The organism is Adhaeribacter arboris (genome assembly GCF_003023845.1).
GTDB lineage: Bacteria > Bacteroidota > Bacteroidia > Cytophagales > Hymenobacteraceae > Adhaeribacter > Adhaeribacter arboris.
Map to the genome: position 1 here is coordinate 2,908,488 of NZ_PYFT01000001.1, position 18,698 is coordinate 2,927,185.

At 39.4% G+C, this 18,698-nt stretch carries 29 protein-coding genes and 1 tRNA gene; 7 read left to right on the plus strand and 23 right to left on the minus strand.

Annotated features, from left to right (window positions below; translation table 11 throughout):
• Positions 1-20 precede the first annotated feature (20 nt).
• The 19 genes from AHMF7605_RS11955 to AHMF7605_RS12040 all read right to left on the minus strand — a co-directional run bounded on the left by AHMF7605_RS11955 (position 21) and on the right by AHMF7605_RS12040 (position 8,662).
• On the minus strand, positions 21-224 hold the full coding sequence (locus AHMF7605_RS11955) for a hypothetical protein (protein ID WP_106929603.1): 204 nt from the start codon (positions 222-224) through the stop codon (positions 21-23).
• Positions 221-925 (minus strand): hypothetical protein, encoded by a 705-nt coding sequence (locus tag AHMF7605_RS11960; RefSeq protein WP_158267504.1) that lies wholly within the window; start codon positions 923-925, stop codon positions 221-223. Before AHMF7605_RS11960 ends, AHMF7605_RS11955 begins: the two co-directional genes overlap by 4 nt.
• Positions 840-1,190: a hypothetical protein gene (locus AHMF7605_RS11965; protein ID WP_106929607.1), complete on the minus strand. Its 351-nt coding sequence runs from the start codon at positions 1,188-1,190 to the stop codon at positions 840-842. The genes AHMF7605_RS11960 and AHMF7605_RS11965 overlap by 86 nt, the downstream gene beginning before the upstream one ends.
• Complete coding sequence (locus AHMF7605_RS11970) at positions 1,145-1,819, minus strand: hypothetical protein (protein ID WP_106929609.1); 675 nt, start codon at positions 1,817-1,819, stop codon at positions 1,145-1,147. Before AHMF7605_RS11970 ends, AHMF7605_RS11965 begins: the two co-directional genes overlap by 46 nt.
• A 175-nt stretch (positions 1,820-1,994) precedes the next feature.
• Positions 1,995-2,747, minus strand: coding sequence for a DNA cytosine methyltransferase (locus tag AHMF7605_RS11975; RefSeq protein WP_106929611.1), 753 nt, complete (start codon positions 2,745-2,747; stop codon positions 1,995-1,997).
• On the minus strand, positions 2,744-2,911 hold the full coding sequence (locus AHMF7605_RS29730) for a hypothetical protein (RefSeq protein ID WP_158267505.1): 168 nt from the start codon (positions 2,909-2,911) through the stop codon (positions 2,744-2,746). Before AHMF7605_RS29730 ends, AHMF7605_RS11975 begins: the two co-directional genes overlap by 4 nt.
• A gap of 39 nt (positions 2,912-2,950) precedes the next feature.
• Entirely contained in the window at positions 2,951-3,193 is a 243-nt protein-coding gene (locus AHMF7605_RS11980; RefSeq protein ID WP_106929613.1) for a hypothetical protein, read from the minus strand.
• A 6-nt stretch (positions 3,194-3,199) separates the two neighbouring features.
• Positions 3,200-3,406 carry a hypothetical protein gene (locus AHMF7605_RS11985; protein ID WP_146153578.1) on the minus strand — a complete coding sequence of 69 codons (207 nt, stop codon included), beginning with the start codon at positions 3,404-3,406 and terminating at the stop codon, positions 3,200-3,202.
• Between the two features lie 487 nt (positions 3,407-3,893).
• Positions 3,894-4,244: a hypothetical protein gene (locus AHMF7605_RS11990; RefSeq protein WP_106929618.1), complete on the minus strand. Its 351-nt coding sequence runs from the start codon at positions 4,242-4,244 to the stop codon at positions 3,894-3,896.
• Complete coding sequence (locus AHMF7605_RS11995; protein WP_233219020.1) at positions 4,225-5,184, minus strand: hypothetical protein; 960 nt, start codon at positions 5,182-5,184, stop codon at positions 4,225-4,227. The genes AHMF7605_RS11990 and AHMF7605_RS11995 overlap by 20 nt, the downstream gene beginning before the upstream one ends.
• A complete protein-coding gene (locus AHMF7605_RS12000) occupies positions 5,184-5,582 on the minus strand; it encodes a hypothetical protein (RefSeq protein WP_146153579.1) in 399 nt (132 codons plus the stop codon). Before AHMF7605_RS12000 ends, AHMF7605_RS11995 begins: the two co-directional genes overlap by 1 nt.
• Before the next feature lie 26 nt (positions 5,583-5,608).
• Positions 5,609-5,809 (minus strand): hypothetical protein, encoded by a 201-nt coding sequence (locus tag AHMF7605_RS12005; RefSeq protein ID WP_106929624.1) that lies wholly within the window; start codon positions 5,807-5,809, stop codon positions 5,609-5,611.
• 4 nt (positions 5,810-5,813) lie between these two features.
• Positions 5,814-5,960: a hypothetical protein gene (locus tag AHMF7605_RS29735; protein ID WP_158267506.1), complete on the minus strand. Its 147-nt coding sequence runs from the start codon at positions 5,958-5,960 to the stop codon at positions 5,814-5,816.
• A gap of 67 nt (positions 5,961-6,027) precedes the next feature.
• Positions 6,028-6,462 (minus strand): YopX family protein, encoded by a 435-nt coding sequence (locus AHMF7605_RS12010; RefSeq protein WP_106929626.1) that lies wholly within the window; start codon positions 6,460-6,462, stop codon positions 6,028-6,030.
• Complete coding sequence (locus tag AHMF7605_RS12015) at positions 6,459-6,755, minus strand: hypothetical protein (protein WP_106929628.1); 297 nt, start codon at positions 6,753-6,755, stop codon at positions 6,459-6,461. The genes AHMF7605_RS12010 and AHMF7605_RS12015 overlap by 4 nt, the downstream gene beginning before the upstream one ends.
• A 278-nt stretch (positions 6,756-7,033) precedes the next feature.
• Positions 7,034-7,369, minus strand: a complete 336-nt coding sequence (locus AHMF7605_RS12025) for a hypothetical protein (RefSeq protein ID WP_106929633.1) — start codon at positions 7,367-7,369, stop codon at positions 7,034-7,036.
• Positions 7,370-7,371: 2 nt separating this feature from the next.
• Positions 7,372-7,674, minus strand: a complete 303-nt coding sequence (locus tag AHMF7605_RS12030) for a hypothetical protein (RefSeq protein ID WP_106929635.1) — start codon at positions 7,672-7,674, stop codon at positions 7,372-7,374.
• A 2-nt stretch (positions 7,675-7,676) separates the two neighbouring features.
• Positions 7,677-8,432, minus strand: a complete 756-nt coding sequence (locus tag AHMF7605_RS12035; RefSeq protein ID WP_106929638.1) for a phage antirepressor KilAC domain-containing protein — start codon at positions 8,430-8,432, stop codon at positions 7,677-7,679.
• A complete protein-coding gene (locus AHMF7605_RS12040) occupies positions 8,432-8,662 on the minus strand; it encodes a hypothetical protein (RefSeq protein WP_106929640.1) in 231 nt (76 codons plus the stop codon). The genes AHMF7605_RS12035 and AHMF7605_RS12040 overlap by 1 nt, the downstream gene beginning before the upstream one ends.
• A gap of 133 nt (positions 8,663-8,795) precedes the next feature.
• On the opposite strand from AHMF7605_RS12040, the gene AHMF7605_RS12045 reads away from it, so the two are divergent.
• The 3 genes from AHMF7605_RS12045 to AHMF7605_RS12055 all read left to right on the plus strand — a co-directional run bounded on the left by AHMF7605_RS12045 (position 8,796) and on the right by AHMF7605_RS12055 (position 11,770).
• Positions 8,796-9,476 (plus strand): S24 family peptidase, encoded by a 681-nt coding sequence (locus tag AHMF7605_RS12045; protein ID WP_106929643.1) that lies wholly within the window; start codon positions 8,796-8,798, stop codon positions 9,474-9,476.
• 199 nt (positions 9,477-9,675) lie between these two features.
• Positions 9,676-11,358 (plus strand): DUF4236 domain-containing protein, encoded by a 1,683-nt coding sequence (locus tag AHMF7605_RS12050; protein ID WP_106929645.1) that lies wholly within the window; start codon positions 9,676-9,678, stop codon positions 11,356-11,358.
• Positions 11,359-11,428: 70 nt separating this feature from the next.
• Positions 11,429-11,770 carry a hypothetical protein gene (locus tag AHMF7605_RS12055; protein WP_106929648.1) on the plus strand — a complete coding sequence of 114 codons (342 nt, stop codon included), beginning with the start codon at positions 11,429-11,431 and terminating at the stop codon, positions 11,768-11,770.
• A gap of 37 nt (positions 11,771-11,807) precedes the next feature.
• Here the strand turns inward: AHMF7605_RS12055 and AHMF7605_RS12060 are convergent, their stop codons facing one another.
• Together AHMF7605_RS12060 and AHMF7605_RS12065 are read right to left on the minus strand one after the other, a co-directional pair.
• Positions 11,808-12,998: a tyrosine-type recombinase/integrase gene (locus AHMF7605_RS12060; RefSeq protein ID WP_106929650.1), complete on the minus strand. Its 1,191-nt coding sequence runs from the start codon at positions 12,996-12,998 to the stop codon at positions 11,808-11,810.
• 159 nt (positions 12,999-13,157) lie between these two features.
• Positions 13,158-13,230: transfer RNA gene (locus tag AHMF7605_RS12065), tRNA-Lys, on the minus strand.
• 69 nt (positions 13,231-13,299) lie between these two features.
• Between AHMF7605_RS12065 and AHMF7605_RS12070 the strand changes: the two genes are divergently transcribed.
• A complete protein-coding gene (locus tag AHMF7605_RS12070) occupies positions 13,300-14,034 on the plus strand; it encodes an SH3 domain-containing protein (RefSeq protein ID WP_106929652.1) in 735 nt (244 codons plus the stop codon).
• 122 nt (positions 14,035-14,156) lie between these two features.
• Here the strand turns inward: AHMF7605_RS12070 and AHMF7605_RS12075 are convergent, their stop codons facing one another.
• Positions 14,157-14,963 (minus strand): SDR family oxidoreductase, encoded by an 807-nt coding sequence (locus AHMF7605_RS12075; RefSeq protein ID WP_106929654.1) that lies wholly within the window; start codon positions 14,961-14,963, stop codon positions 14,157-14,159.
• 175 nt (positions 14,964-15,138) lie between these two features.
• Between AHMF7605_RS12075 and rlmD the strand changes: the two genes are divergently transcribed.
• The 3 genes from rlmD to AHMF7605_RS12090 all read left to right on the plus strand — a co-directional run bounded on the left by rlmD (position 15,139) and on the right by AHMF7605_RS12090 (position 17,995).
• Complete coding sequence (rlmD, locus tag AHMF7605_RS12080; protein WP_106933440.1) at positions 15,139-16,491, plus strand: 23S rRNA (uracil(1939)-C(5))-methyltransferase RlmD; 1,353 nt, start codon at positions 15,139-15,141, stop codon at positions 16,489-16,491.
• A gap of 52 nt (positions 16,492-16,543) precedes the next feature.
• Entirely contained in the window at positions 16,544-16,912 is a 369-nt protein-coding gene (locus AHMF7605_RS12085) for a hypothetical protein (protein ID WP_106929657.1), read from the plus strand.
• A 234-nt stretch (positions 16,913-17,146) separates the two neighbouring features.
• Complete coding sequence (locus AHMF7605_RS12090; RefSeq protein WP_106929660.1) at positions 17,147-17,995, plus strand: DUF1206 domain-containing protein; 849 nt, start codon at positions 17,147-17,149, stop codon at positions 17,993-17,995.
• Between the two features lie 143 nt (positions 17,996-18,138).
• On the opposite strand, the gene AHMF7605_RS12095 is transcribed toward AHMF7605_RS12090, so the two are convergent.
• Complete coding sequence (locus AHMF7605_RS12095; protein WP_106929662.1) at positions 18,139-18,687, minus strand: hypothetical protein; 549 nt, start codon at positions 18,685-18,687, stop codon at positions 18,139-18,141.
• Positions 18,688-18,698 lie beyond the last annotated feature (11 nt).

Genomic DNA, 18,698 nt, shown 5'->3' on the forward strand with positions numbered 1-18,698 from the left:
TAAAAGGGTAGGAAGGAAAATTATTTACTAAATGATTCACAATACAGGTTTATCAAATTATCTAAACGTTGTCGTTCGGTTTGCTTACAGTAGAGTTCTGCTTTCAATACTGCCGCTTCACTGGATTCTTTCTTCGTCCGGGCAATCATTTCTTCTAAATTGTTTATTTGCTTTTCGGCATTAGAGAAATACAGGTAAATGGTATCTAAAAATTCACGGTTCATGAGGCTTTATTAGTTTGTTCTGGTTGAAGGCGACTGGCTAAATATTGTTTCCGGTATTCCTGATAAGCAGAATCCTTGCTAACTTCGTCCTTTATTCCCTCGGTATAGCCGGAAAACTGCTTCAAGAATTCAATGTACTTTTGCACTCCTTCCAGTTCCTCTTCGGTGTACTTAAAGTTTTTTTCGGAATCTTTGTAGGCATTAGCGCGTTGCAAGGCTTGTTCCTCCACTACCGAATCACGTTCGCCTTTAATGTAAGCATCCATCCAACCGTGAATCGTCATGGCATCAAAAGTGCCGTATAACTTGCCGAACTTACCCGTAACCCCCTCCCGTAGCACGTAAGCGATTTCATCAAATTTCAAGTACCAATACCGGGTAATAATCTCATTACTCAATAAGGCAGTTTGAAAGCTGCTCAAGCGTTTTTCTTGGGCTAGATTCAACTGATTATTGTAGAAAGAAAGTAGTCGGGTTAAGGCTTCGCTTAAATCTTCCGGTGATTCTTTGCGGATTTTACTTAGCTGCGGCGTGGTTAAAGCACCAGGAACAGATAAAACCATTTGTTGCCGAATGAAAGTTACTTGCGCTAATTTGTTAGCCGGATTACTCGGATCACTTTGCAGCAAGCATTCGAGCAATGGCGACTGCTTCCTCAGTATCAAGCCGGCTTCGTTGGTTTTGGTTAGTTCGGTTTTCATATGAATTTTGAAAGGTTACTTTGTTTACTTCCGGTGTTTCTTCTGTCCAGCGCTGCTGGTTGATGTAGGTTTTAAAATGCGGCCATTGGGGCACAAATTCGCGCGGGTTTACTTCCCGCATGCGTTCTCGCCACTGGATTTGTTTTTCAATCGCCCCTAGAATCAGGCGCGGCAAATCGGGCAACTGGTTTTTAAACTTTTTTTGCAGATTAAGCCATTCTACTTCCTCACCCCGCTTGGTACCGGGGTAGACTTTTCGCGCCATATCGAAGATTTCGCGCGCCCCCCAGTTTGCGAAGCTGGTTTTTTTGGTTTTAACGCTTCCGAATTTTCACTTTTCGCACTTTCACCGTTTTGGTTCTTTTCCAAAAGAACAGTATCTGTAGTGGTCTTTGTAGTAATCTCTGTAGTAGTCTTTGTTAAAGAATCTGCCTTTTCTGCTGGTTCCAACCTTCCTTTTTGTCCGGATTCATTCTGCTCTTTGGTCAGGTTGGAATCTTCCCTTTGGTCAGATTCAATACTACTGTTTGGTAAGATTCCAGTTTCTAACAACTTTTGAAATTCCGCGGCAAATACAGTTGGTATAATCCGGTAATGCAGAGTTGGGCTACCGTTAAATTTTTTTACGGCTGTTTCTACTCCTTTTCCCGTTAGATTTTTGATAAGCAACCGAATTTGTTTTTCGGTCAACCTGGTTTCTTGGTACCATTCCAGATAGGTCTTAGCAATCCAACCCCCTTCTAATTTACCTTTATCCGACCAGTAAAGCAGTTTCGACAAAAAAATTCCGCCGCAAATACTGCCGCTAAAATCAATCAATAGCGGATCCATCGCAATAATGTCCGTATTGCCCGTATGCTGCTTAATCAGATTAAAAACTTGCTTTAAATTCATTTGTACCAAGTTTAAAAAAGGGGAGACACTAACGCGGTCTCCGGTTCACGCCTCTTTAGATTATGCTCTCTGGACTTTATGAGGTAAGCCCGGATAACCCTAAGCATTTGGGCCGAACGGCACTCGCACTTACACCTGTGTTCGGTTTTCCTTATCGTGTAAGCAGTGCTATATTTTACAACCTCCCTCCTGTGTATTCCTCTCCCGATTTTTCTAATTGCATAATGGCTTTAAATATTTCGTAGGCTATTCGCGGGTCGATTGCGTTCCCATAGGCGGCGAGTTGAGCCACTGCGTCGGATATCCCATGAGGAAACCCGAAAACTGCGGGTTGGCCCACCCTTTCTTCAAATTGTAGAAAAGCATTGCCTTGTGAATCCAATGGATATTCCGGCCGTGTCTCTTCAATGCTGCTTCGCGGGTTGTTATGTAATACCCTCTTCCGTCTTTGTGCATTGGAGTAGGCAATGAGCCATACCCTTTTTCTTTGGTGAAAGGCTCCGATGGCACTTGCAGGGATAATAAGAGGCGGCCAGCAGGTGTAGTTTGCATCTTCCAAATTGCTGATTTTTGTATCCAGCACCCCATTAAGAATGCTTCCGGTAACATTCTCGTTGATAACCCAATTAGGCCTAGTCTCTTTAACAATGCAATACATTTCCGGCCAGAGGTAGCGTATATCGGCTTCACCTTTCTTTTTGCCGGAAACTGAATGGGGTTGGCAGGGATCGCCTCCACTGATAATATCGACGTAGGGAAGATTTGAAGCTGTTCGTATATCGGTAAATTGGATTGCATCTGGAAAATGTCTTTTTGATTGTTTGTTACAGAACTCGTCTATTTCTACTGTCCAACTGGTAGGAATCCCAGCCCAGGCAGCAGCTAAAGGAAAACCGGCAATTCCATTAAATAAGGCGCCATGAGTCATAATCTACTTCCCCGATATTTTTCCACTTCTGTTTCTTTCTCGGGTAGTTTCGAATCTTGCCCTGCTTTCCAGATTTGCCAGAGCCAGCCTGCTACTACCGGGCGAACACTCGGTGATACTTGGTCCGTTACTTTTTTAAATAAGGCTTCTAATTCAGGTTTCATGCGGCACGGTTATATTGTTGTTTTAACTTTCTTTGATAATCAAGCTATGTTCATTTTAGAAGCAAAGATTATCGCATCCGGCACTTTCACTTTATCCGGGTTCTCGGCTTGCCAGTAGAGCATCCTTTCGGCTACTTGATGCGCCTGGGCAGCTTTTAAAAACTGTTCCCGGGTAGCATTCGGACTTTGAAGCACACTCCGGGCCCAATCTAAAATAGTTTTCGGCGCGTACGTATCGGCGGCTCGCAGGGTAAAGGTGGGTTCGTCTGGATAGAGGTTCATAAAAGATTAAAAAAAGATTTGGTTTCCACAATTAAGACACACATTGCCATCTTCAGAATAGAATTGTTGATACAGACAAACTTTACATTCAATTTGCTGTTCATCTTCTATATCTTCATCTTCGAAGTCTTGCCAACTTTCGTAATCGTTTTCTTCTTCCATCATTTTAAAGTTTTCGGGGTGGATTAAATCGGGATAGAATGCTTCTAACATCTTAATATTATTTTTAGGGCGATAGCCGGGCTTTACACTACAAGTCCTCACTTTGTTCCGGGCTTTTCGTTGCAATCCCTATCGCAAATGCTACTTAATTCCTTTTAAAGCATATTCTAATGCTTCATCAAAACCACAACTACCGTTATAGTATTGAAGAATATAATTAATGCTTTCATCAGGGTTTAAAATTGCTTGAAAGATATCATCTCCGTGTGATGAAGTATTCTCTATAATCAAGTATAACTTTCCTTTGACTATACAAAATTCTTCATCAAATTCATCTCTTAATTGTTCTAAAGGTGAATCATAATAATTCTCTATTATCTTACCTCTTTCTTTTAAAAGATTTTCAGCATATTGATTTAAGGTTTAACCTTCGATTGGTTTTATTTCCTTGATTTTACCAATCATTGTAACTGTTTCACTCATTTTCTTTTGCGTTAGGGATGGGAGAGCGCACGCAGTAAGCCGGACAGCCCGGCCGTTAGGCAACGCCCAAATACTTTTGTTTCTTCAAAGATTCTTTTCCTATTAATTCAAAGTAAGCTCTTTCATCATGTAACTTTATGATTTCCATGTTCCGGGCGTAGTCTAAAAACAAAGGCCGTTTTAAGTGATTCTGCCAGTCGGAATTACATTGCCGGCAATGCTCTACCAAATTCCAAGCTTCGTTTTGATACTGCTTGTACTGCCCTTGCGATAGTAGATGTGAGTTCGTTAAAATAGCATCTGATCGGCCACACCCGGAACAAAACCCCGTTCGTTCTAAGCTCGCGTACATCTTGCGCTGTTGGTACAAGGACCGGGCTTTCTTCTTACTTACCTTGCGCAACATTTGAAGAGCTTAGAATACTTTGATAATGTTTCTTTTGATTCTCAAATTCCGCGTGTTTAGTAAAGCTGTGAATCAATTTTAATTGCGCCGGAACGACTGCTTTATCGTACTTCACTTTGTTCATTAATTCGATAAGTTCCGTCCGCTCTGCCTCCGAAATAGCTGGGCCACCGCGTTCTTCTTCCTCTCTATTTACAATTACTTTTTTAAGTTTAGCAATAGCCTGGTCTGCTCTTTCCACATCTAATTTGTTAATGTTTAAAAGCATTTTGGTTTTCTCCTGCCGAGTGATTACCGGATTGTTAAGCAATCGAATTATCTCTTCTTTTTGCCTTTGAGTAGCGTATTTCTTAGAAGCAGTTTGCGGCTGTTCTTCGCCTTCTGACGTACTTTCTGGCTGTGTAGATGGTTGTACAGGTGGAGTTATAGGGACTTGTTTTGGCGGGTCTACAGCACCCGTTCCGGGTTCGTTTTGAAAATCCATTTCTTCGCTCGGAGTGGGTTCATATCCGGCGGCCCGGATAATCCAGGCTAAAAGATTGCGGTAAGCCTTGCCAATTGCCCGGGTTTGACACATTGAGGCTATGGCGTACTCCTGAAAGAACTTTTTACCCTGCTCCTTATTAGAACACATGGCAAAGCCGGCCCCTACTATCTGCTGCGTGCGTAAATTGAACAGCTTAACGTTGCATTTATACTTAATTTCGCCCTCAATACTGATATTGATAGGTTCTTCTGCAATGGGGACTATACCTAATCTGGAACCGGCGTATTGCCACCCTTCCACGTTTACAAACTCTTTGCCCTGAATATTTTGATATAGCTTATTTTCTTTGATAAACTTGGCTAAATCAGTTGCTAAATGCAGCGTTTCATCTGATTTAGATATATCATAGCTATCTACTTTAGGCTTTTTTGCGGGAGTATTTTCAGTTGCCATTAGTATCTTTGAATGTGGGATTGAGTATTAAGACGATGTAATAAATTATTTTGGTCAGTTGCTTCGGAAAATACCTCGTGGTACATCATTTCGGTAATAGATTGAAAGCCTTTTGCTAAGTGCTTTTCGTTTCTCCATAATCGAAATAAAAAACTATTATGGCTATTCGATAAATCAACTACCCCTCTGCTTCCGGACTTTAAAGAGGCTCTAATAAGAATGTGCGGCGTAATCATCTTATAATAGAAATCTCCTCTTTTAAAGTACAAAGGCCAGGCAGTTTGCGATCTGAATTGTAGGTTTTCAAAATCGTTTTCCGTTAACTTTTTCAGGATCTTTTTAGAAGGTAATTGCTTAAACCCCGACCGGATAAAGGCAACTAAATTCCTGAAAGTCATTAGTGGCGTATGTATTTGTGGCGCTTTCATACCGTTGCTACTTCAGGTTTTCTATTTTCTAACCACTCCGTAATATCCTGTACTTTGCCGTTAGGATGGATTTCTAACAAGGTGTTAAACCCGGCCATTATGGCTAATTGAACAGCTGCTAAGCGGGTCTTTCTGCAAGGATTTGCGGTTACCCGTATTACCTTGCCGCCTACTTTATCTCTATAGGTTATAAGCATGGCCTTATCTATTATAATAACCCATGTAGTAATTAGCACGCTTACCAACAAAGCACATTGTCTTTTTGTAAGCTTCTTCTGTAATCAAACCATCATTAAAATTGGCAATGGCTTTATTGGCAATTCGGGAAAGTATTGATTTTATTTCCATGATTTCCGTACTTTTTGAATGTTAGAAACTATCTGGTTAATGCGGGCTAGGGCGGTATCTATCGGACTCATTTTATTAAATGTTTATGTTCGTAGATATTACCTATAATAAGATTCTCTAACAGGCTCTTGTCATTTAGTCCAAACACACTATAGTCTGAATTTTCCGCTATGACCTCGAAACCAAAACCAGCTACTTCGAAAAACCATTTTACCACACAGTCTACTATTTCTAGGTGTGTTTCAAAACCTACCATTGTACAAGCAACTATATCACCTTCGTAAATTTCATTGCCTTTAGAATCTTTTAGTCCGGTATATTGATTTAAAATAAACCGATTAGGATGCATAGATTCATGTATAAAGGCATTTATTGTTCTCATGGAAACTGAACCTGTAGTATCAATATAAACATCTTCTAATTTGCCTTTATAGGCCTCGTATGTTGGTTCAAAAAACTTATTGTTTTCTGTATCCCAAACTCTGAATTTTATCTCTCTCATAGCTTTATTTGCTTACATTTAAAACACTCTAATAAAAGCCCATGAATCAATGCTAAGTTGTAAGAGAAGTTCCAGGTTGGTATCTCTTCCCAGGTGGTTACATCGGGATAATTTGACTGAAAAAAGGCATCTAAATCTTTTTCTACAATCGTTAATATCTGCTGCTTTTTGCGCCGGAAGAGTAGCATTTTCACGTCTTGGCGGCGTAAGTCAACTTGTTTCGTTTTTAATCTTTGTTGGTGGTTGGGAGGGGCAGCAAACTTGTTGCGGCGTGGGTTTTTAATAGTTGGCATGGTTTTAGAATTAATTGATGAAACAGTTAGATTGTAAAAGGTCTGGTGTTAATCCTTCAATTGTTGGATGTCCGGATTAGTATAATTTCGCTGGATATAAGAAATAAATTCCCTAGTTTCTATTCGCTTCTCTCTCGTACCAAAATTGATCACTTTGATATGGCGAGGGTCCTTCGTAGATAGCTTCCCGTACTTCCTTATTGTTTGTTGGTCCACGTTTAATAAGTCAGCAACTTGTTCTACCGTCAGGGCGAATTTGTCGGGTAGTTGAATCGTAATCATAATTGAATGTGATAGTTGAATTTTTTTGGATGCGTAAAAAGATTGCCTTTGAAAGTAGCTTTGTTGTGTACAAAGAACTCATTCAAGTCGAAGCAATACGTAATTTCAACTAAGCCTTCACATAATTCCAGTTTCTCCTCAAAAGTGGAATTTTGATAAAAGGTGTAATCTTCCAGGTTAAGCCAACCGTACCGGTACAACTCGGGAAGCCATAAACAAGCTAAATCTAAATAATCTGGATCGCCTACGCTTGCCAAGCGGTACACATCGCCGGTAAAGATTTGGCGGCCTTTCGGGTCGAGGTAGCCGGGAATAATTTGCGGTTCTAACATGATTATTCAGTTAATAAAGGTTCAAATTGATATGGTTTAAGCAGGATGTTTCCTAAGAAAGTGCAGCTAGAATTGAATAATCGTGGCGGTAAAATGACTTCATCCTCTTTGTATTTTCTTTCCAGAAAGTTTTTTTGTACAGTTACCCAACCGTAGCGATACAAGTGCTGAAACCAAAGACAAACGTGGTAAAAAGGCTCATCATCCTCGTCGTAAGCATTGTCAACATGGTACACATCACCTTCGAAAACTTGACGGCCGGAAGGGTCAAAAAAACCGGGCACGGGTTGAACTTGATGGGGCATGGTTAAGCAGCTTTAGATTCGGGAAGAAGATTATGAATAAACATGCGGCCTTTCTCAGTCCAGTAGGTTTGATTTTTAGTTTTGAGATTTCCTAGAGTATCGTAATAAGGGAAAGGTTTGATTTCAGCGTAGCCTTTATCTTTGTATTTGGCAGTTAGCACCCATACACCGCCAACTTTCCAAACAACGCCACGGGTTTTAAGCTCTTTATGTAGCCATTGGGCAGATTCACCAAAATGATCGGCAATAACAGAAGAGGGTATTAAGGATTTGGAATCGATTACTTTTTCAAAATATTCAACTTTGGGAGCTTGTTCCTTAATTGTAGAGTTAGCGAGTTGTAATTGCTCTTTATAAAGCGTTACCTCCTGTAGTGCCAGTTTGTAACCTTCTTCAATAATTTCAGCAGGCGACTTATGGCGTATTTCGGTTTTACCAGTAAGAAGTAATTCTTCTACCCGATCGTAAACCCAAAGCTCAAATTCCGGAGAAAGCCAAGCCGCGAATTTTATAGCTAGTTTTTGGTGCATCCAGGTTCCAGGATTAGAACCGCCGTTTACTGATAAGAGAACTTCACTATTCTTTAAAGAATACTGCTTACACAAAGCATCTATAAAGTATTGAGTCTGTTCCGTTTTAGTAAAATTGGAAACAAGCTTCCCGAATGGTTTTGCCATTTGATTGGCATTAATCATGACCGAATCCTTTTGAGAAAAAGCAATTGGGTTGTTCTGATAGGAGAATACTTGCAAGCTCATCAGGCAGCGGCTTTAGCAGTTTGACGTTTAGATTCAAGGAATTTCATGCGCTCCCGGTAAGCCTTTGAATCCGTAGCAATAGCTAACCTCTCGATTGCCGGCCAATACTTAGAAGTTGTTTTTTCAATATTTACCACTCGGCTAACATTAGCCGGGTCAACCTGAAGCTCCCGAGCCAAATTCATGGTAAAATTTGGCGGCATTATTTCGCGAATAGTTTTTGGTTCCATCCTAATTTATTATATTGGTTTGCTGTAATTGTATTTGCTGTAATTGTTCTCAAATATACGTGTAATTGAGAATAAAAGTCAACATTTTACACCATTTTTTTTCTCAAAAACACCAAATAATTTGTAAACAACTGTGAAAGAGCGCATTAAAGAACTAATTAAAGCACTTAGTGAAGAAAAAATTGATTTTTTTAGCCTAATAGGCATCTCAAAGGATACTGTTAGAATGTATACTGATAGAGGTAGTAAACCAAAATCAGACTTTATGGAAAAAGTTTACCGTTCAATTGAGAATTTAAATCCAGAATGGTGGCTTACTGGTCAAGGAGAAATGTTTATCAAGTCAAATAAAACAATCATTAAAAGTGAGGAACCAAAAAGCTTTCTTAATCAGAATAGCGCAGTTCCTATTTATGATATAGAAGTGAGGGCTGGTATTGTGTCTAGATTAATCGAGAATAATGAAAATATACCAATTATAGGATGGTATTATTTAAAAGACATACCTAATATAGATGGTATAATTGGGGTGCGAGCTGTAGGGGATAGTATGGTGCCTTTTATAACTGGAGGGGATACATTATTAATAAAAAGGGTAGACAAGAATGGTTATATAGCCCCCGGTCTCTCTTATGTCATAATAACAAGTAATATGACTGTAGTTAAATACATTCAAAAAGGGCCTAACAAAAATTATTGGCACCTAAAAAGTCATAATAGCGATAAAGAACAATATCCTGATGATGAAATAGCAAAAGATGAGATTATACATTTATTTCTAGTAGTAAAAGTACTTAAAGAATTAACCTATTAATTTTTTGATATATGAAGAAAATGTACTTGTTAACTTTGAGTTTATTTCTTTTTAATTGCGGCGGCGATGGCGACCCCTCTCCTTCAAGTGCTTGTGGTACCTCTGGCAACGGTTGCTCCAAATACAATAAGGCAGACTGTGAAGCACGAGCGAGTTGCGAATGGATTGTTGGTTCTGGCTGTAAATGTAGATAGACTTTATGGCTTGGCGATTCAGAAAAAGTATTAAAATTATACCTGGGGTTAAGTTAAATTTTAGCAAAAGCGGAATAAGTACTTCAATAGGCTTGAGAGGTGCTAATTTTACTTTCTCAAAATCAGGAACTTATTTAAATACCAGTATTCCTGGATTAGGTCTTTATAATAGACAAAAACTGTCCTCTTCTAACGATAATTCTATACCTCAGGATTACAACTTCCATCCAACAGAATTCAAAACAGGTGATGAGGAAAATATTTTTAGTGCTGATCTACAGCAGATAACCAGTCAAGACATGCAAGGTATAAAAGAGGCGATACTTGCAGCACATCAACAAAGAAAAGAATTACAATCAGATTTGCTAAAAGTTAAAATAACCCAAAATAGTTATAGGCTCAAACTAGTATTGAGTTATATTTTTCTTTTTGGACTTATTAAAAAGTCTATTTCTGAAAATATAAAAGCGGATATAAATTCTCAAACATCCACCATTCACCAAATTCAGGACCAAATTGAAAAAAGCCATGTAGAACTTGATATTGAATTCGATCCTGAAATTAGTCAAAAATATTTACGGCTTGTTGAAGCTTTCAAGAAATTATCTACATCTGCCAAAATTTGGGACGTAACTAGTGCTCATCAGCAAGATAGAGTAACAACCCGCTCGTCTGCTGGAACGCTTGTTAATAAAAAAGAAGTGAAATTCGGACTTAACTCTATAGCTGATATTAAATCAAAATATGAAGCGCTTTGGCTAAACAATGCTAACGGGGCGGATTTATATATCTATCCGAATTTTATAATAATGCATTCTTCTAAAAACAGTTTTGCAATTATTGGGCTTAACGAAATAGAGTTCACTCAAACTTCAGTCAGGTTTACTGAAACGGGATCAATCCCGGCAGATTCAAAGGTAATTGATAGAACTTGGTTGAAGGTTAATAAAAATGGCGCTCCAGATAAACGCTTTAAGGGAAATTATCAGATTCCTGTAGTTAGATATGGTGAAATCAGCTTAAAAACCATAACCGGACTTAACGAAGAGTATGAATTTAGCAATTATGAATATACAGAAGAATTTGGAAAAGCATTTCGGGATTATCAATCAACTATTAAGTCATTAAAGCAGGTTGTTGATAAAACTAATTTTAAAGATAGTGCGACCAAGGAAAACGAAAAAAATACTATAACTCTAAACACAAATAATAACATGGGACTTTTTGATAAAATTTTTAATTCAGATACAAATAATAAACCCAATCCGGAACAATATTTATATTCCCCAAAATCTGAACAAGAAGCTTGGATTGCTATTATGTATGCTTGTATGATTTCAGATGGAGAAGTTTCCGATGCAGAAGTATCGCAATTATCCAGAACAGTTGTTTTTAAGTCTCTTTTTAAAGATCATAATACTATCGATTATTATAAAACTGCTATGACTGCACATATAAAACTAGATAGCAAACAGTTAATTGATTTGTGTGTTTCTAAGGTGTCAGATAATAATAAAGCGACACTGTTTGCTATTACTTTAGAATTAGTGATGTTTGATGGTACACTTTCTGATTCAGATAAAGATATAATAGAACACTTGGCAACTGCCTTGCAGTTACAAGATGAACTTGCTTCTAAAATCATTGAAGTGACTTTAATAAGGAACAAATACAATGTTCTTGTTTAAGAATAATCCTATGTTTTTCAGAGAAAATCGTGCTTTATCTTTCTAAAACTTAAATAAATACAAGTTAACTATGCCCAAATTTGAAGAAGAACCAGGCATACGCCGCCGTTTCCTTTACTGTTTCCAGAAATTAAAAGAGCGGTTACCGGATATTTCGGAAGGAGAGTTTATGCAGTCGATTGGGTACAAGTCCAAAACCGAGATGCACTCCCTGAAAGTGGCCAAAACTAATATTAATCTAAAGACTATCTTCAATGCCGCTCGGAAATATCCGGAATTTGACCCGCATTATATTATACTCAGCCCCGACCTGCCGGAAGTTAACATACTTAAATTAAAACCCGGACGAGTACCCAAACCCAAACCACCTAAAAAAGCCTGGGGCCGGCCGCGCAAGATTCAAGTTACTTAATTATCTATTTTTTGCCAGGCATCCAGTAGATCATCGGCTATGACAATACCGGGCACCTTCGTATAGGGTCGTGCCGCATTTTATGACCTAATATCTTTTCTTTTAAGGCTTCGTTTTTGGTAGCTTCAAAAATCCTACTTGCGGCCGTATGTCTCGCGTTGTGGCTGCTAATTACCTTAAATATAGGCGATAGGCTGACCGTAACATGATTATTAATAGAAATGGACTGTTGGACCATTCTATTTAACCCGGCTTCCTCACAGGCCACTTTTAAACGGGAAGAATAATAATGTCTCAATTTACTACCCGTAATACTGGAAGGAACGGGAATGCGACCGTGGTGCCGGATTAAACCTTGCGCCAAGGGAGGAATAGGAATGTATACCTGATTGGTAGTTTTGGATTGGTTCTTACTGATTACCGTAATAGCCCCGTGTTTTTGGCTCTGGACCTGAAGAAAGTGTTCCGCTTTTAAAGTACTCAAATCGGACCATCTTAAACCCAATTGACAGGCAATAACAAAAGTATGCGCGGCTTCTTCAATTTCCTTGCTGCTATAAGTAGCATTTTTTAATGCCAATACCTCGGACCAGTACAAATCAAACGAACTGGCTTCCGTTTCCGGGTCCACTTTTATCCATTCGTAAGGCAAATTGACGTATTTCAAAATCAGGCGCAAAAACTTCTGGTGGCGCCGGATAGTCGAATCCTGAATTTCTCCTTCTTCGTACAAGGCATTAAAATATTTGGTAACGAATGGTTTGGTAATATCTTTCGGAGTAAGGCTGGGTTTAAACTTTTCCAGCCGGTCCACTACCTGTTTTTGCACCCGCGTATAATTCAATCCTTTTATTTCATTGGTTTTATTGCCCCGGTTTTTTTCTTCAAGGTACTCTTTCTTCCATTGCTGATAATATTCCCGAACCGTTTCTAATTTCTGCCGCTTACCCGGACGTAGTATCTCGTCTAAAACTCTACTGGTTATTCTTTCGCCTTTATCGTGCAAACGGCTGCATTCCTGAAATAAGACGGCATCAATCTCTTTTAACCGGGCCCGGATATAGTTTGCCCGCTTCTCTTTAGGTTTAACGTAGAGGTCATCGCCGGTCCAATAGTGCGGATCAAACGAAATACCGGTACTGGTCCGAGCGTCACCGGGAAAGACCCGAACCATGATAATAGTTTTGTTCGCTTTCGGCTTATCGGGGTAAAAAGAGATGGAAATCATACTGCTGACGTAAAAACTAACGTAACTACTGACGTAAACAAACAATACTCCGTATATCTGTAAGTATTGTGGAGATTACAAAACCATCTCAAGATAGGTTAATAAAGGCATAAATAAAAACTCCACACACCTTGTAGATATGTGGAGTTATATTAACCGTGATCCCGCTGGGATTCGAACCCAGGACCCATACATTAAAAGTGTATTGCTCTACCAGCTGAGCTACGGAATCTTTTATTATCTTTACAATCAGGAGGCGTTTCTTCCAATTGCGATGCAAAACTACGGGAGAATTTTTAGAATGCAAAATACTTATCTTAAATATTTAAGCATATTTTTTGTTTTTTTCGTTATCTCACTTCAACCTACTTATAGTCAAGAAAATAGAAATCCCATAACTATTGCCGATTCTTTGTTTAACCAAAAGCAATACACGGAGGCATTGGCGCAGTACGAAAAAATTCTGGTTAACCAGCAGCAATATTCGCCTAGTATGCTGTTAAAGATGGCTTTTATTAAAGAAGGTCTGCGCGATTATACCGGGACCATGTATTATTTACACCTGTATTATTCTAAAACGCCTAACCGGGCGGTTCTGCGCAAAATGGAGGACTTGGCCCAATCGCACCAGCTAACGGGTTACGAATACAGCGATTTACAATTTTTTAAGACGCAATTCAATAAATTTTACCTGCACCTGCTCGAAGGAATGCTGCTGCTGGCGGTAGTTATTATTACCCTAACTACTTTCCGTCGTAAAAATAAACCCATCAGCAATAACTTTAAAATAGGCTTTACCCTGTACTTAGCTTTTATATTTTACTACATCAACTTCCTTGATTTCGGACAAGAAGGAATTATCCGGTACAACCGCATTCCGGTAATGTCGGCTCCTTCGGCGGGCGCCACGTGGCTGGCTACCGCTAACCAGGGCCATAAATTAAAATTAACGGGCGAAAAGGATATCTGGTACGAGGTGCAGTGGAAAAATCAAAGGGCGTACATCCGGAAACAAAATATTCTGGTGCTGCCTTAAATGGAAAAGGAAGTATTTGTGTAAAGTTGCTCTACTAAAATTTTTAAATGAAGCAGAAGTTCTACCCTATCCTGAATACTCGAAAGTTATTTCACAAAATACCTACGCAATATCCTTTTTAGTTATTTAAAGGGCGAGTCTTTTTCTTTGGCCATGACGTTGTAAACCAATTTATCCGTTAAACCGGGTAGCCATTTATTCAGGAAAACGGTTAATTTACCTTGCGTGGTCATTATTATTTCCCGTTGCCGTTTTTGGGTGGCTTTTAGAATCCGGATGGCCACTTCTTCCGCCGTCATCATTTTTTCTTCGGCTCGCGGCGATTCGCCTTGTACGTTGCCCTGAGCATTCAGGGCCGTATTGCGGATGTTAGACGCCGTAAAACCCGGACAGGCCACCATTACGTGTACTCCCCGGTGCATTACTTCGGTGCGTAAAGCCTCCAGAAAGCCCTGCATGGCAAATTTAGAAGCCGAATAACCGGTGCGACCGGGTAAACCACGGTAACCAGCAATAGAAGAAATGCCAATAATAGAGCCTTTGCTAGTTAAAACGTAAGGCAAAGCGTATTTGGTAATATAAACGGTACCGTAAAAATTAATGTCCATTACTTGCTTTATTACCCCTAAATCCAAGTCCTGAAAAAGCGCCCGCATGGATATACCCGCATTATTAATAAGAATATCCAGGCGCCCAAACTCTTGTACGGTTTCATAAACTAATTTCTGAGCATCGGCTTCGTTGCTCACATCGCTCTGCACTGCCCGGCATGTAATTTTCTTTTGCACCAGCTCGTGGGCAGTAGTTTGTAATTTTGCTGAATCTCTTCCCGAAATCACCACTTTAGCACCTGCTTCCCCGAAGGCCAAAGCACAGGCTTTGCCAATGCCCGAGGTACCACCCGTTATTAATACTACTTTATCTTTCATGCTATTTTTCAGAAACGGCAACAAAGGTAAGATTTCTGGTTTTATTCTGCTCTATTTTAAAAACAACCCGTTTAAACCGGGAAGATTTTTTGACTCGGGTAAAACTGCGTAATTTTGCCGAATCGTGAAAAAAAATAAGAATTTACCAGTTATCAAGGACCTTCGTATCGAGGAAATGGTAGCCGAAGGCAATTGTCTGGCCCGCCACGAAAACCGGGTTGTTTTTGTAAAAGGCGTAGCGCCCGGCGATGTAGTGGATGTGCGCATCACCAAACAAAAGAAAAGTTTTTGGGAAGGCACTCCCGTACGTTTTGTTTCTTACTCCGATTTACGCGTGGAACCTTTTTGCGAACACTTTGGCGTTTGCGGGGGCTGTAAATGGCAGCACATCAGCTACGAAACCCAACTTTATTACAAGCAAAAGCAAGTTAAAGATAATCTGGAAAGAATTGGAAAACTTGCATTGCCGCCCATTGATCCCATTCATGGTTCGGCGAAAACAACCTATTACCGCAACAAACTCGAATTTACTTTTTCTGATAATGCTTGGCTTACCACCGAACAGATTCAATCGGGCAATGAATTTGACCGGAATGCCTTAGGCTTTCACATTCCGGGTAGGTTCGATAAAATTCTGGATATTAAACACTGTTACTTGCAAGCAGAACCTTCTAATGGCATCCGGCTTTCGGTGCGCAAATACGCCAAAGACCATCAACTGGAATTTAATAACTTGTATAAAATAGATGGCTTTTTGCGGAACCTGATTATCCGGACCGCTAATACCGGTGATTTAATGGTTATTCTGCAGGTTTACCACAATGAACAGGAAAAAATAACGGCATTACTCGATTTTCTGCAGCAGGCCTTTCCGCAAATTACTTCCCTGCACTATGTGGTAAATAATAAAGGAAACGAAACCTTTCATGACCTGGACGTAATTTGCTATAAAGGCGAACCCTACATTCACGAAGAAATGGAAGGTTTACGTTTCCGGGTCGGGCCGAAATCATTTTACCAGACCAACTCGGAACAAGCTTACGAATTGTACCGTTTAACCCGCGAAATGGCTAATTTAACCGGTACCGAATTGGTGTACGACTTGTATACGGGCGCGGGCACCATTGCTAATTTTGTCGCTCGGCATTGCCGCGAAGTTATTGGCGTAGAATACGTACCAAGTGCCATTGAAGACGCTAAAATTAACTCGCAGATAAACGAAATTACCAATACGCAATTCTACGCCGGTGACTTAAAAGATGTGCTCACGCCCGAGTTTGTGGCCAAACACGGTTCCCCGGAAGTAGTTATTACCGATCCACCCAGGGCCGGTATGCACCCGGACATAGTAGCCCGACTTTTAGAAATACACCCGAAAAGAATAGTTTACGTTAGCTGTAACCCGGCTACCCAAGCCCGGGACTTGGAATTATTGTCGGGAAAATATACCGTTACCCGGGTACAACCCGTAGATATGTTTCCGCAGACCCACCACGTCGAAAACATTGTTTCCCTGGAAGCGAAGTAGGTGGTGGGTTTTATTTATAAGTAGTAAGTTGAAAGAATATAATTTTAAAAATATGGAAAACGACCCCGAATTAAACGGTAAGTATTTAGGTACCATTACCCAGGATTTTGCGGTAGTAGCGGATACCTTAAAGGAAGCTTCCTACCAGATCCGGAAGCGGGATATTTCTAAGTTTCCCATTTTTGTTTTCACTAAACAAGCTACTCCCATTGGTTCTATACTCATTAACGCCGATGAACTCGCTTTACAATGGCATATTTACGCCTCTTACCTCGACGATTTTGTTGGCCGTAAAATTATTGCCTTAGATAAAGTGGAGGATTTTAAAGAAGCTTATAAAAACCCGGACGAATTTTGCTGCTTATTCGTAATAGATGTGGAGTTTACCAATTTTGTATTTATTCCATTTCCGGAAGACTAAATAGGGAAAGTATCTCATTAAGCAGTTAATAGTTAACTTAAATTATTCGAAATACTTTTCCGTTTACTGTTCTTTTTATTCATCTAAAAATCAAATTCAAAAATTTAATTAACAGAGCTTTGTCCCGGCATCAGATTTAAAATGTCTTTTTTATTTACTCGAGAAATACCTATCAAATAACATTATTTAGTTTTATAGAGTAAGAAAGTAAAATCTAATCTTACTCCTAAAACTATGAATATAACCAGTCTTTCTTCATCCTTACCTCATGTTCAGCCTCATTGGGTAACGGTTTTTGCCCGGGTAGGGCTTACGGCAAAAGGAATCGTTTACTGCTTGGTAGGTATAATGGCTTTTATGGCGGCTTTTGAAATTGGAGGAAAGTCCGTAGCAGATACCGGAAAAGCAGGTATTTTTCAATTTATATTACACCAACCATTTGGCAAAATACTTCTGGGCCTGGTAGCCATAGGTTTACTTTGTTTTGCTATTTGGCGTTTTATAGAAGCTTTTTTGGATACGGAACATAAAGGAACAAACGCCAAAGGAATAGGCCGCTGTATTGGATACGCCTTTAGCGGAGTAGTTTATTTAGGTTTAGCTTATTATGCTGCTACTGCAGCATTAGGCAAAAGCAACGGGCAATCTGGGAGCGAAAACACCCAACAAACTTTAGTTCATCAATTATTAGAAAAGCCTTTTGGGCAATGGTTAGTGGGCGCTCTGGCATTGGGAATAATATTCCTTGGTATTTACCAGATATATCGGGCTTATTCAGGCGAGTACCTGAAAAAAATACAGGCTAATCGTTTGCGCCCCAATGTTCAAAAACTGTTACTGAGGGCCGGGAAAATAGGTTATACGGCTCGGGGAATTGTTTGGAGTATTATTGGTTTTCTTTTCCTGAAAGCAGCGCTTCATGCTAACTCCTCCGAAGCGGGAGGAACGCAAAATGCTTTTTCTTTTTTAGAAAACGCTAATTATGGTTCTATACTTTTGGGTGCAGTTGCTTTAGGACTAACTAGCTATGGTATATTTATGTTTGTACGGGCTAAGTGTGAAGTAATTAGTACCAACAATTAAACTAATATAGAGCAAAACCAAGAGCTAATTTTCAGATCTTAAAATAAACTTTTGCCAGAAACTTAGTTTGAATAAAAAAAGTACACCTGTCTGATAAATTTAACAGACAGGTGTACTTTAACTTAAGGCTTCGGATTAAAAAATTACTCCTCTGCTGTAATTATATTTAAATATTTTTCACCCTTAACTTTTGCCCAATGGTTATAAAATAAATTTAATAGAACCTCCTGTTCCGTTACCTCTAATACTTCTATTTTCTTTATCTTTTTTACATCTGCCAGAAAAAGCTCCGGGTTTATCAGGTTTTTATCTACCAGCACTTTCAAATACCGTACGTTTTGCGGAACTTCAAAATAATCTAATACTTCTTCTAAACGCAATAGAGGCACTTTTTCTTTTAATTCGGCAACTAGCACTCCATTTACCCCTTTGTCACCAAAAAACTTTATTTCACTGGGGTCCTGAAACCTCCTGACGATTAATAAGTTTTTAGAATCCATAATTAAAGAAGGAGCGTTGGTTTCTAAAGTCCCAATCAAAATTAAAGGATAATCATTTTCAATTTTGAGAGAACCACCAATCGGATAGGTATCTACCCTGGGGTAAGCACGCCCTTCTAATTCTTGCATCTGCCCGAAAGAGGAAGCTTTACTCAGCAAAACCATCAGAATAAGGATAAGTATTTTTTTCATAATCCTCTACT

What these genes read in the sequence shown, in the direction of transcription:
- AHMF7605_RS11955 (WP_106929603.1), bottom strand. Translation starts at nt 224, where the DNA reads ATGAACCGTGAATTTTTAGATACCATTTACCTGTATTTCTCTAATGCC.
- AHMF7605_RS11960 (WP_158267504.1), bottom strand. Translation starts at nt 925, where the DNA reads ATGAAAACCGAACTAACCAAAACCAACGAAGCCGGCTTGATACTGAGG.
- AHMF7605_RS11965 (WP_106929607.1), bottom strand. Translation starts at nt 1,190, where the DNA reads ATGGCGCGAAAAGTCTACCCCGGTACCAAGCGGGGTGAGGAAGTAGAA.
- AHMF7605_RS11970 (WP_106929609.1), bottom strand. Translation starts at nt 1,819, where the DNA reads ATGAATTTAAAGCAAGTTTTTAATCTGATTAAGCAGCATACGGGCAAT.
- AHMF7605_RS11975 (WP_106929611.1), bottom strand. Translation starts at nt 2,747, where the DNA reads ATGACTCATGGCGCCTTATTTAATGGAATTGCCGGTTTTCCTTTAGCT.
- AHMF7605_RS29730 (WP_158267505.1), bottom strand. Translation starts at nt 2,911, where the DNA reads ATGAAACCTGAATTAGAAGCCTTATTTAAAAAAGTAACGGACCAAGTA.
- AHMF7605_RS11980 (WP_106929613.1), bottom strand. Translation starts at nt 3,193, where the DNA reads ATGAACCTCTATCCAGACGAACCCACCTTTACCCTGCGAGCCGCCGAT.
- AHMF7605_RS11985 (WP_146153578.1), bottom strand. Translation starts at nt 3,406, where the DNA reads ATGTTAGAAGCATTCTATCCCGATTTAATCCACCCCGAAAACTTTAAA.
- AHMF7605_RS11990 (WP_106929618.1), bottom strand. Translation starts at nt 4,244, where the DNA reads ATGTTGCGCAAGGTAAGTAAGAAGAAAGCCCGGTCCTTGTACCAACAG.
- AHMF7605_RS11995 (WP_233219020.1), bottom strand. Translation starts at nt 5,184, where the DNA reads ATGGCAACTGAAAATACTCCCGCAAAAAAGCCTAAAGTAGATAGCTAT.
- AHMF7605_RS12000 (WP_146153579.1), bottom strand. Translation starts at nt 5,582, where the DNA reads ATGACTTTCAGGAATTTAGTTGCCTTTATCCGGTCGGGGTTTAAGCAA.
- AHMF7605_RS12005 (WP_106929624.1), bottom strand. Translation starts at nt 5,809, where the DNA reads ATGCTTATAACCTATAGAGATAAAGTAGGCGGCAAGGTAATACGGGTA.
- AHMF7605_RS29735 (WP_158267506.1), bottom strand. Translation starts at nt 5,960, where the DNA reads ATGGAAATAAAATCAATACTTTCCCGAATTGCCAATAAAGCCATTGCC.
- AHMF7605_RS12010 (WP_106929626.1), bottom strand. Translation starts at nt 6,462, where the DNA reads ATGAGAGAGATAAAATTCAGAGTTTGGGATACAGAAAACAATAAGTTT.
- AHMF7605_RS12015 (WP_106929628.1), bottom strand. Translation starts at nt 6,755, where the DNA reads ATGCCAACTATTAAAAACCCACGCCGCAACAAGTTTGCTGCCCCTCCC.
- AHMF7605_RS12025 (WP_106929633.1), bottom strand. Translation starts at nt 7,369, where the DNA reads ATGTTAGAACCGCAAATTATTCCCGGCTACCTCGACCCGAAAGGCCGC.
- AHMF7605_RS12030 (WP_106929635.1), bottom strand. Translation starts at nt 7,674, where the DNA reads ATGCCCCATCAAGTTCAACCCGTGCCCGGTTTTTTTGACCCTTCCGGC.
- AHMF7605_RS12035 (WP_106929638.1), bottom strand. Translation starts at nt 8,432, where the DNA reads ATGAGCTTGCAAGTATTCTCCTATCAGAACAACCCAATTGCTTTTTCT.
- AHMF7605_RS12040 (WP_106929640.1), bottom strand. Translation starts at nt 8,662, where the DNA reads ATGGAACCAAAAACTATTCGCGAAATAATGCCGCCAAATTTTACCATG.
- AHMF7605_RS12050 (WP_106929645.1), top strand. Translation starts at nt 9,676, where the DNA reads ATGGCTTGGCGATTCAGAAAAAGTATTAAAATTATACCTGGGGTTAAG.
- AHMF7605_RS12055 (WP_106929648.1), top strand. Translation starts at nt 11,429, where the DNA reads ATGCCCAAATTTGAAGAAGAACCAGGCATACGCCGCCGTTTCCTTTAC.
- AHMF7605_RS12060 (WP_106929650.1), bottom strand. Translation starts at nt 12,998, where the DNA reads ATGATTTCCATCTCTTTTTACCCCGATAAGCCGAAAGCGAACAAAACT.
- AHMF7605_RS12070 (WP_106929652.1), top strand. Translation starts at nt 13,300, where the DNA reads ATGCAAAATACTTATCTTAAATATTTAAGCATATTTTTTGTTTTTTTC.
- AHMF7605_RS12075 (WP_106929654.1), bottom strand. Translation starts at nt 14,963, where the DNA reads ATGAAAGATAAAGTAGTATTAATAACGGGTGGTACCTCGGGCATTGGC.
- rlmD (WP_106933440.1), top strand. Translation starts at nt 15,139, where the DNA reads ATGGTAGCCGAAGGCAATTGTCTGGCCCGCCACGAAAACCGGGTTGTT.
- AHMF7605_RS12085 (WP_106929657.1), top strand. Translation starts at nt 16,544, where the DNA reads ATGGAAAACGACCCCGAATTAAACGGTAAGTATTTAGGTACCATTACC.
- AHMF7605_RS12090 (WP_106929660.1), top strand. Translation starts at nt 17,147, where the DNA reads ATGAATATAACCAGTCTTTCTTCATCCTTACCTCATGTTCAGCCTCAT.
- AHMF7605_RS12095 (WP_106929662.1), bottom strand. Translation starts at nt 18,687, where the DNA reads ATGAAAAAAATACTTATCCTTATTCTGATGGTTTTGCTGAGTAAAGCT.